Consider the following 10,489-nt stretch of genomic DNA (forward strand, 5'->3'; position numbering starts at 1 on the left):
AGGTCAGGCAATGTCTGGGATAATGCCGCCATGGAGAGCTTCTTCTCTTCAATGAAAACTGAAGGCATCGCCCGCAAGGTTTATCGCACCAGAGATCAAGCAAGGGCCGACGTGTTCGACTATATCGAGCGGTTCTACAATCCACGACGCCGCCACTCGACGATCGGATATCTCAGTCCTATGGAATTCGAACGAATGGCAGATTCGGCTTAGGATGGTGTCCATCAAACCGGCAGCAGCTCACATCGCTATCGCAGCAACCGTGATTTTTTGGATCAATCAATGAGTCCTGACCGTAAATAGATACCTACACTTTGACGGCCTCGAACTTCAACATCTCGGCCAGACCGTTCGCTTGGTGGTGGCAGGCCACGGAACGCCTGTTGTCGCCGATCTTGCTACCAAAGCCGCCGTTCTGGACTTTGACACCGTCCGAAGGGATCTTGACCGTGCATTGGCCAGTGCCGAGCACGACCCTGAAGACGCCGTGACGGCAGCATGCTCGACTGCCGAAAGCGTTTGCAGGTCCGTGCTAATCGAGCTCCAGCTACCACTGCCTGCCAAGCGGGATATCAGCAGCCTATATAAGGCGATCCGCGATCCACTCGGGTTGTCACCAGAGCGGACGAATTTAGCGCCCGAGATAGCCGAAGACGTGCGGAAGGTATTAAGTGGTTTGATAACCAGCATTGAAGGCATTGGTTCTTTGAGGACCCATGGTGGAGATGCCCATGGCCGTGAACGAGGTTTCAGACGTGTCGACGCCAGGATAGCACGACTTGCAATCCATTCGGCGAGTACGGCGGCATTGTTCATCCTGGAAACTTGGCAACAGAAATTCCCAGCGAAGCCGCTGATAGCCCATAGGTAGAAAATATGTCACTGTCTTTTGTCAAACCAGAGCACCTCTCGCTCAAGGCTCACCAACAATACAACGAAAAATGGGTCCAAAAGCTTATCGCCGATGATCCGGCAATACTCGGCCTTGGAGATCTGGTGCTGCGGGATCAGGAGCGTATCCAACCACGCGCCGGCCGCCTCGACCTGTTGCTTCAGGATCGGGAAACCAAGCGCCGCTATGAGGTCGAGCTCCAGCTCAGCGCCACCGATGAAACGTCGAAACAAGCGCAGGCGGTGAGCGTGTGCGCGCTTATGTGCCCTCCCCGCTGCCGCCGAATCCGCCGCTCGAGCTGGGGCGGTTCATGCACGTCTACGAACGTGCCATAGCTGCTGTCGGGCGCCTGGACGGCGTGACAACGATCCTACCTTCAACACTCTTGTTCCTTTATATGTATGTCCGCAAAGAGGCTTTGTTGTCCTCGCAGATCGAGGGCACGCAATCCTCGCTTTCCGACCTGCTGCTGTTCGAGAATCATGAGGTGCCCGGCATCGAGCTAGTCATTGGGTCGCTCGGGTTGTTTTTCCATCCGGTCCCTCAATAAGGGGATGCGCATTTTCGAGGAGCGAATGGTCGCGCGCCGCCTTTGACAACGGCACCAAAATTCCCCCGATCAAGCATTTGATGTGCTAAATATCACATCTTCGCGCCTGTCCTCGCGCTATCCATCATCTCAACGCTGCACACCCCGAACCACACCCCGCCAGGAGCAACCGCCATGACCGCCATCGCCCTCACTCCCGCCCCCGCCGTCACCAGCACCGCCCGTCCCGTCAAGCATTTTCGCACCGACGCAAAAATCGCTTTTTCGCGCCCACAAACCATTGTCGATCGGGATTTCGACCTGTCGCACCGGATCAAATATGTCGGCACCCTGGCCGCCACCGCCGTCACCCTGATCACCGGCGCTGTGTTCCTGTTCATGTAATTGTCGCGCCGCACCAATCGCCGCACCAAATTTCGCACCGCTCCCGAGCGCCCTACTGCCCGAGTTGGAGCTCCAGCGCCGCACGGAGCGACAAGGTGTCACCTTGCGCCATCAGCGTGATGCGGGTTTCCGCAGGCAGCGTGCCCGACGCCGCCGCCGTCCGGAGCACCGGCACCACTTCGTGCGCGGGTGATCGTGCGATGAGCGCGCCGAGGATGTGATCCGCCTCGATCCTCCCGGATCGCTGGATATCCCTCAGCATCGAGGCGGCGAGCGGCGATCCTTCGGCCGTGACGGTCGCGCGGGTTCGCCGTATCGCCGCCTCGCGCGTGCCGCGCGACGAACAACCTGAGAAACGCACCTGTTTGTCGCGCCACACGCGCGCTCAATTCGCGCTGGCGGGTGCCTTGACCAGTCTCCGAGCGCCTGTGATTGTCGGCTGGCCGTGCCCGGCAACCGGGACTGTGCCGTGGCTGCCCGGCGATTATCCGCCGCTTTCAATAATGGCTAATTCTGACGCATCACCTACCAGCTAACGACCCCCCAGCCTTATTTCACGCTGGGTAGATCGCCCCTCGATCCATGGCGGTGAATTTGTCGGGATTCTTTACACTCACGATATCACGGATTTATTACGCTCTGATTTTAATAAGAAATTTTCGGTGGCACGAATATTGCTTAGTAACTTTATGTCCATGGTGTGGGCAGAACATGGGGCGAAAGGCCCCACAGCGAAAAACTGAACAGTATCGCACTGCATGCAATGTTGCAGGGACGGTTTGACGGCGGGCAACGCCACTACTTCAGGCAACGGCCAGTACTCGCCGCCTGATGCACGTAGGGTTATCCTCCGCGTTAAGCCTCCCGATTGACTGCGTGCATTCCTGATCACGCGCAATAAATCGCCAATTCGTGCGGATACCAGAACGTAAGCGTCCCTTGCACCCCGGATACATTGAAATCCCAGCCCGCGTTGACGTTTCTTGCCGTGGAAAATGACACGGCCGCGCCTAGCAACCCAACATCCAGAAAAAAGGTTCCATCGAAAATGGCCATAGAAAGACGCTCGATCAGATATCTGATCACCACCACCGCCCTCGCCACCCTGCTGGGGGCCGTCACAATCGCACTCACCCCCCAGGCCCATGCCACGCCCATCCCCAGCAACACCATCGGCACCGGCACCACCTCCATCACCTATTCCGGTAGCATCGTTGACTACACCGTCCTGACCGCCGGAACCTATGAAATCCAAGCCATCGGCGGCGGCGGCGGCGGCAACGGCGACGGCGGCGGCGGCTTCGGCGGCGGCGGCGGCGGCGCGACGATCATCGGCGATTTCAGTCTTAGTGCCAATCAAGTGCTCCAGGTCCTCGTCGGCGGCGGCGGCGGCGATAGCGGCGGCGGCGGCGGCGGCAGCTTTGTTGTGGCAAACGCGGGCGGCCTGCCCCTTGTCGTCGCCGGCGGAGGCGGCGGCGGCGGCATCAACTACTACGGCAACAGCGTCGGCGGCGGCGGCGGCGGCGGCACAAACAGCACTGGTAATGGCGCCAGCGGCAGCGGCGGCGGCCCAGGTGGTGGCGGCGGTGGCGGCGGCTTCAGCGGCTTCAGCGGCACCAGCGCCAGCAGCGGCCACGTTGCCAGCGGCAGCTTCACTGGCGGCGGCGGCGGCGGCAGCTTCAGCGGCGGCGGCGGCGGCGGCGGCGGCGGCAGCTTCACCTTCATTGACGGCGGCGGCAGCTTCAGCTCCGGCGGCGGCGGCTTCGGCGGCGGCGGCGGCGGCGGCGGCTTAAGCGGCGGCGGCGGCGGTGGCGGCTTCAGCGGCGGCAGCGGCGGCAGCGGCGGCAGCGGCAGCAGCGGCGGCAGCGGCGGCAGCGGCTCGTTTCTGGCGACCGATGCCGCCAACATCATGCTGACCGCCGGAACCGCCGGAGTTTACTCTGGAAACGGTGCCAATGGTTCAGTGACCTTCACCGACGTGCCTGCGGCAACCCCGGTGCCGGAACCCGGTTCATTGGCATTACTCGGCACCGGTCTGATCGGACTGGGACTGGTTTTGCGGAAAGGACGCAAGAACACCTGATCACACGCGCCGTGGCCAGTGTGGTGCGCACAATTTGAATTGCGTAGCACGCTGGTCGGTTGATCGAGCAATGGTCTCGCCGGCCCAAAACCTGTGGCTAAATTTTGCCCACGCTTAGTCTACAACGCAGGGTCCACTTCAATATTCAGACGGACCCATCAAGCCATCACCAGACACGCTCATCTTAAATCCGAAGTACAACTATAGTTCTAAATTAACTTTTAGTTAAAATTAATATCTTGATTTGATGATTTTATGTAGAACTGTTGTAGCGCTCTGGTTCGTAGCAGTTCCGAACTGAAACTGCCCGAATCCCATCATCGATTGATCGGCTAAGCCGATACTCAACCACCACCAATCCCAAGCCAACGCCCGAATTCCCTAACGCGCCAAAAAATCCTGGCGCGCAATTACACGCCCAACCCCTTAATTAACCAACCATCGCCAACTAGCCGCCAGGAATCCCCCCACCATGACCAACACCCTTTCAACATCAATCTCCATTGGCATTTCTCTTTCCTCCACAGGCGCCTACCAAACTCCCTTCACCATCACCAGCACCGGTACCGTCGCCCCAACGACCGCTGCCTACGGTATCAGTGGTACCATCGGCGTTTATGGCACAGCCGCCTCCGGCCTGACCCTGATCAATCAAGGTGTTGTCAATGGTGGCACCGGTGGCATCAGCGGCGGCGCTGGCGGGAGCGGCGTTGATCTTTTGGGTGTCAGTTCGTTCAGCAATAGCGGCGATATCACCGGCGGCTTCGGCGGCTTCGACGACGCCGGCACCGGCGGCACTGGCGGGACCGGCGTTGACCTTTCGGGCGCGGGTTCGTTCGGCAATAGCGGCAACATCACCGGCGGTAGCGGCGGCTACGCTTACGACGTAGGTGGTGCCGGCGGCAGCGGCGTTGATCTTTCGGGAGGAGGCACATTTAGCAATAGCGGCACCATCACCGGCGGTAATGGTGGCTCATTTCAATTCCCCGGCATCGTCGGCGCTGGCGGCGTCGGCGTGTTGCTCAATGGCGGCACCCTCCTCAATAGTGGCCTGATCTCAGGGGGCGCATCGGGTTCCGGTGTCCAGACCGACGCCGTGTATTTCGGCACCAATGCCAGCACCCTCATCGTCGAAGCCGGCGCAACCTTCACCGGCCACGTCGTTGCCAACAGCACCATATCGGACGTTCTCGCCATTGGCGGTTCTGCTCGCGTTTACCTTTCCAGCCTCGGCACCGAATATCAGAATTTCCGCTCGCTCGCCTTCGATCCCGGCGCAACCGGCACCTTCGCCGGTTCATACACCGCCCTGTCCAACGACAGCATCACCGGCTTCGCCCGTGGCGATGGTCTCTACCTCAACGGCTTCACCGCTAGGAGTGAAATCACAACCATCGGCACCGGAGGCATCCTTGCCATCGCAGGCAATACCACAGGCCAAACCCTCAACCTCACTTTCGCGGCCGCCGCCATCGGCGATGTGCTCGACCTGATCACCGGCACCAACGGCACCGCCATCACCTTCGACCCACATTTCCTCAACCAATCAATCTCCACGGGCATTTCTCTCGCGACCACAGGCACCTACCAAACTCCCTTCACCATCACCAGCCAAGGCCACGTCGCCCCAACTGCCGCTGTCGTCGGTGCCAGTGGTACCATCGGCATTTATGGCTCAGCCGCCTCCGGCCTGACCCTAATCAATCAAGGTGTTGTCAATGGTGGCACCGGCGGCACCGGCAGCGGTGCTGGCGGGGGCGCTGGCGGCACGGGCGTTGATCTTTCGGGCGTGGGTTCGTTCAGCAATAGCGGCGCCATCACCGGCGGCAGCGGCGGTTACGCTTACGACTTGGGCGGCGCTGGCGGCATCGGACTTGATCCTTCGGGAGGAGGCACATTTAGCAATAGCGGGACCATCACCGGCGGTAATGGTGGGCGCATTGAATTCGGCGGCACCGGCGGCACTGGCGGCGTCGGCGTTGATCCTTCGGGAAGAGGCACGTTTAGCAACAGCGGCACCATCACTGGCGGCAATGGTGGCGGCAATGGCCTCGGCGGCGGCGGCGCTGGCGGGACTGGCGGGGCGGGTGTTGATCTTTCGGGAACGGGCTCATTCAGCAATAGCGGTGCCATCACCGGTGGCACCGGCGGCTTCGGCTCCCTAAGCCTCGGCAGCGGCGGCATCGGCATTTCTCTCTCCGGCGGCACTCTCGTCAATAGCGGCCTGATCGCAGGAACACAGGGCGCCGATGCCGTGCAATTCGGCACCAATACCAGCACCCTCATCGTCGAATCTGGCGCAACCTTCACCGGTAATGTGGTTGCCAACAACACCGTGTCCGACGTTCTCGCCATTGGTGGTTCTGCGCCCGTCACAATCTCCAACATCGGCGCAGGCTATCTCAACTTCTCCACCCTCGCCTTCGAACCGGGCGCAACCGGCACTTTCGAAGGGTCTCTCGCAGCCCTATCCAATGACAGCATCATTGGCTTCGCCCGTGGTGATAGCCTCTACCTCACCGGATTCGCCGTGAACACCACCGCTACCATCGGCGCTGGCGGCATATTCGCCATCGCGGGCAATGGCGGCCAAACCCTCAACCTCACTTTTGCGTCCGCCGCCATCGGCGACGTGCTCGACCTGACCACCGGCGCGAACGGCACCGGCGTCACTTTCGATCCCCATTTCCTTAACCAATCCATAGCCACCGGCATTATCCTCACCCCAACCGGCACTTACCAAGCCCCCTTCACCATCACCAGCAACGGCGCGGTTACGCCGGGCACGAGCAGTGGCAATGGAGCCAATGGCGTTTACGGCGCGGTCTTCGGGCAGATTGTGCATAATTATGGCTATGTGAGGGGTGGGGCAGGGGCGAACGGCGCCTATGAGCCGGGTTTCCCCGCGTTTGACACAAATGGCAGCTTGGGCGGCGCAGGGGTCGATCTGGTCAGCGGCTCGAACATGAACGCCGGGACGATCGGCGGCGGCGGCGGTGGTATAGCGTATGGTCCCAGCGCCCAACAGGGTGGCCTGGCCGGCGCGGGCGGGGTGGGAGTTAGCTTGTCGGGGGCTGCAACCCTGACCAATTCCGGAACCATCTCTGGCGGCACCGGCGGACCCAACTTCAAGGGTATTGTGTCTTATTTTGGTGCAGGCGGTGCGGGTATTTCAGTCAATGGCGGCACCATCCTCAATTCCGACTTGATCGAGGGCGGCTTCAGTGACTCCGGCGTCCGCGCCGACGCCGTGCAATTCGGCTACACCGCCAGCACCATCATCGTCGAACACGGCGCAACCTTCACCGGCAGCGTCGTCGCCAACAGCACCGTGTCCGACGTTCTCGCCATCGGCGGTTCCACGCCCGTCACACTCTCCAACATCGGCGCCGAATACCAAAATTTTCGCTCGCTCGCCTTCGAAACCGGCAGCTCCGGCATCGTCTCCGGCACCTACACCGCCATGGACAACCAAAGCCTCACCAACATCGCCGGTTTCGCTCAAGGCGACACCCTGATCCTCAACGGCTTCGCCGCCACCAGCGACACTTACGTCAGCGGCACTGGCCTCGAACTATCCAACGGCACATCACAAATCACGCTCGACATCACCGGCAATTTCTCCACCGCCAATTTCAACGTCATCGATCCCCCTGCAAACACCACCATCTCCCTCAACCCGCCCTGCTTCGCGCAGGGAACCCGCATCCTCACCACCCGTGGCGAAATCCCCGTTGAACAACTCCGCGCCAACGATCACGCCATCCTCCACACCGGCGGCACCGCCCCCATCCAATGGATCGGCCACCGCTCTCTGTCACTCCTCCGCCATCCCAACCCGGCGCAAGTAAACCCCATCCGCATCCGCGCCGGCGCTCTCGACAACGATGTGCCCAGCCGCGACCTTTTTCTCTCGCCTGACCACGCCCTCTACCTCAACGGCGCCCTGATCCCGGCAAAATCGCTCCTCAACGGCTCAACCATCCGCCAAGAATCCCGCCGCACCATCACCTACTACCACATCGAACTTCCGCACCACGCCGTGCTCTACGCCGAGGGCACCCCCGCCGAAAGCTACCTCGAAACCGGCAACCGAAGTGCCTTTGAAAATGGCGGCGGCGGAGCGATTACCCTCCATCCCGATTTCGCACAAACGCTGCGCGAACAAACCAGTTGCTCCCCCTTCGCCGAATCCGGCCCCATCGTCGAGCAAACCCGCACCCAAATCCTCGCCCGCACCCACCAACCCCTCACCAATGACCCAGCTCTCACGCTCCAACCCAACCAAGACGGGAGCGTGACCATTCACTCGCGGCGCGCCATCCCCGGTTATTTCTCTCCCGACCCGCGCGACCAACGCACCCTCGGCGTCAAAATCCTCTCGCTCCACGCCGGAAGCCGCGAAATCAATCTCGACCACCCGCTGCTCACCGAAGGCTGGCACACCCCCGAACCCGATGGCCGCTGGACCAACGGGAGCGGACTAATCCCCGCCGCCCTCGCCCAACACGGCCCCATCACCATCAAACTCGCCGCAACCACACAATACCCCAAACCCCAACTGACGCGGGTGCATGCGCAAGGTAACGAGCGAGCCTGGCGGTGACTGTTGACCCCAAAATGCGGGTGTGACACACACATGTGTCACATCCCGATGGCGTACAAAATTTAGTAGTAATTTCAGTATTTGCATCAATAGGTTGTGGGCATTTTGGGTTCCCGTCCCCTACGGGACGCCAACATCCTCAAGTCCCTCTGATTAGCATCGCTGGCTGCTTCTCGGCGCCCAGTCGCGGTGAGAAGCAGGCTATGGCAGCCAGTATCAAAGCGCCGCTGTCGCTTGTGATGACGGCGCCGCTGGTGTGTGCGGACGGTTACAGGAGAAAAAACACGGCGCCGGTGATCAGTGTGATTGCTGTTGTCGCTGCCAGACCGATGAGTTTGATCCGGTTGGTGATGTCGAAATCACGATCCATGATGGTCTGCGGTAGCACGAAGGCGATTTTTGCGGCGACTTGATCGCGTTGGGCGGGGAGGGCGGTGTTGGTGAGGGTCAAGTTGGTCATCTTGGTTGCTCCTGGGTGCGATGGGGTGGGACGCTGATGACGTCCTAAGTAGCACCATGATGCTGAGATCGATGTGATTTTTGTCACGTCAACATCAACCATTCGGCGTGGCGATGCTCAGTTGCTGCTGGAGCCAGGCCGAGAAGCGGGTAATCATGGGGTTGGCCTGATGGGTTTGTGGATAGACCAAGAAATGGGCGGTGTAGTGCAAATCAACCGAGCATTGGCGCATCGGCGCCATCAGGCGGCCGGTGGCGAGTTCGCGTTCGGCGAGACGGGTTGATTCGAGCGCAACACCCAAGCCTTCTGCCGCCATCGTGATCGCCAGAAAGCTGCGATCAAACCGCAGCCCATGCGGCGAGGGTGCGCTCAGGTGGTTGGCGGCAAACCAGTCGGGCCAGCGGAGCATTTTATTGTCGCTATGAATCAAGGTTTCGCGCAGCACATCGGCAGGGCGCCGGATGCGTGCGGCAATGGCCGGCGCGCAGAGCGGCACCACCGTTTCCTCGCCGAGGGAAATGCGCACCAAGCCGGGCTGCGCATGAGCGGTGCGCGCTGCCGCATAGACGATATCGGCATCAAAAATGCCCTCGCTGAAATCCGCGTAATCGGTGCTGGCGGCAATCCGCACTTCAACATTCGGGTTGGCCTCAAGAAAAATCTGCAACCGGGGGGGCGAGCCATTGGGTAGCAAAGCTTGGCGCCACGTGCAGGCGCAGCAAGCGCGGCGCCTGGGTTGAAACCGCCTCCATGCCATGGCGCAACATGTCGAACGCATCGCTGACATGGCGCATGAGCGTTTGGCCTTCAGTGGTCAATTCTATCGAGCGTGCCTGACGATGGAACAGCCGCGCGCCAAGCAAATCTTCAAGTTTGCGGATGGCGTGACTGACCGCGCTGGGCGTCACGCCGAGTTCGGCGGCGGCGGCGCGGAACGATCCTGAGCGGCCGGCGGCCTCGAACGCGCGCAATAAGGCGGTGGGGACATGATTGGTCATGAGGATAATACATGAACCAAATTCATCAATTCATGCAAATTATCCTTTTGATATTTCATCTCAAGCAGCGCTTAACGATCCGCATAGCCACGGAGGAAACCAATGCTGCTGCAAGGCAAAACGGCCATTATTTCGGGCGGCGCTAGCCCCAAAGGAATCGGGTTCGCAACGGCCAAATTATTCGCTGAGCATGGCGCACGCGTTGCAATTCTGGATTTGAACCACGCGAACGCGCAAGCAATGGCGGCCTCGCTTGGCAACGGGCATCTCGGTGTAGGCTGCGATGTAACCGATCCCCGCGCCTGTGCGGCTGCGGCGCAAACAGTGCTCGCCGCTTTCGGTCATGCCGATATTCTGATCAATAATGCGGGCATTACCGAGCCGCTATGCTTGTTAGAGATCAAACCCGAGAATTGGCGCCGGGTGATGGATGTCAATTTGACCGGCGTGTTCAATCTCAGAGTCTGACTCGTAATTTGGTCTGATTTTTTCATGCGCGTGCGACAAATCTGACGG

Annotated in this window: 12 protein-coding genes; 7 read left to right on the plus strand and 5 right to left on the minus strand. The window is 60.5% G+C overall.

The features are described from left to right. Positions 1-213: IS3 family transposase (locus ACYUCQ_RS15710; protein ID WP_460255500.1), on the plus strand; the 213-nt coding region annotated here is incomplete at its 5' end. 316 nt (positions 214-529) lie between these two features. Then, positions 530-871 (plus strand): abortive infection family protein, encoded by a 342-nt coding sequence (locus ACYUCQ_RS15715; protein WP_460255511.1) that lies wholly within the window; start codon positions 530-532, stop codon positions 869-871. An 8-nt stretch (positions 872-879) separates the two neighbouring features. On the opposite strand, the gene ACYUCQ_RS15720 is transcribed toward ACYUCQ_RS15715, so the two are convergent. Next, positions 880-1,125, minus strand: coding sequence for a hypothetical protein (locus ACYUCQ_RS15720; RefSeq protein WP_460255501.1), 246 nt, complete (start codon positions 1,123-1,125; stop codon positions 880-882). Positions 1,126-1,142: 17 nt separating this feature from the next. Here ACYUCQ_RS15720 and ACYUCQ_RS15725 point away from each other — a divergent pair, with 17 nt between their 5' ends. Next, positions 1,143-1,442, plus strand: coding sequence for a Fic/DOC family N-terminal domain-containing protein (locus ACYUCQ_RS15725; protein ID WP_460255502.1), 300 nt, complete (start codon positions 1,143-1,145; stop codon positions 1,440-1,442). Between the two features lie 174 nt (positions 1,443-1,616). Next, entirely contained in the window at positions 1,617-1,826 is a 210-nt protein-coding gene (locus tag ACYUCQ_RS15730) for a hypothetical protein (protein WP_460255503.1), read from the plus strand. Between the two features lie 52 nt (positions 1,827-1,878). On the opposite strand, the gene ACYUCQ_RS15735 is transcribed toward ACYUCQ_RS15730, so the two are convergent. Further along, complete coding sequence (locus ACYUCQ_RS15735) at positions 1,879-2,205, minus strand: hypothetical protein (RefSeq protein ID WP_460255504.1); 327 nt, start codon at positions 2,203-2,205, stop codon at positions 1,879-1,881. Between the two features lie 576 nt (positions 2,206-2,781). Here ACYUCQ_RS15735 and ACYUCQ_RS15740 point away from each other — a divergent pair. Both ACYUCQ_RS15740 and ACYUCQ_RS15745 read left to right on the plus strand, forming a co-directional pair. Further along, positions 2,782-3,909: a PEP-CTERM sorting domain-containing protein gene (locus tag ACYUCQ_RS15740; protein ID WP_460255505.1), complete on the plus strand. Its 1,128-nt coding sequence runs from the start codon at positions 2,782-2,784 to the stop codon at positions 3,907-3,909. A 472-nt stretch (positions 3,910-4,381) separates the two neighbouring features. Next, a complete protein-coding gene (locus ACYUCQ_RS15745) occupies positions 4,382-8,515 on the plus strand; it encodes a Hint domain-containing protein (RefSeq protein WP_460255506.1) in 4,134 nt (1,377 codons plus the stop codon). Positions 8,516-8,783: 268 nt separating this feature from the next. On the opposite strand, the gene ACYUCQ_RS15750 is transcribed toward ACYUCQ_RS15745, so the two are convergent. From ACYUCQ_RS15750 to ACYUCQ_RS15760, 3 genes are all read right to left on the minus strand, one after another. After that, positions 8,784-8,975 (minus strand): hypothetical protein, encoded by a 192-nt coding sequence (locus tag ACYUCQ_RS15750; protein WP_460255507.1) that lies wholly within the window; start codon positions 8,973-8,975, stop codon positions 8,784-8,786. A 94-nt stretch (positions 8,976-9,069) separates the two neighbouring features. Continuing rightward, positions 9,070-9,642: a LysR substrate-binding domain-containing protein gene (locus ACYUCQ_RS15755; RefSeq protein WP_460255508.1), complete on the minus strand. Its 573-nt coding sequence runs from the start codon at positions 9,640-9,642 to the stop codon at positions 9,070-9,072. Further along, positions 9,626-9,973: a LysR family transcriptional regulator gene (locus ACYUCQ_RS15760; RefSeq protein ID WP_460255509.1), complete on the minus strand. Its 348-nt coding sequence runs from the start codon at positions 9,971-9,973 to the stop codon at positions 9,626-9,628. Before ACYUCQ_RS15760 ends, ACYUCQ_RS15755 begins: the two co-directional genes overlap by 17 nt. Before the next feature lie 102 nt (positions 9,974-10,075). On the opposite strand from ACYUCQ_RS15760, the gene ACYUCQ_RS15765 reads away from it, so the two are divergent. Further along, on the plus strand, positions 10,076-10,441 hold the full coding sequence (locus tag ACYUCQ_RS15765; RefSeq protein ID WP_460255510.1) for an SDR family NAD(P)-dependent oxidoreductase: 366 nt from the start codon (positions 10,076-10,078) through the stop codon (positions 10,439-10,441). Positions 10,442-10,489: the final 48 nt, after the last annotated feature.

The sequence above is a fragment of the Acidiphilium sp. MT5 genome, from assembly GCF_054767495.1.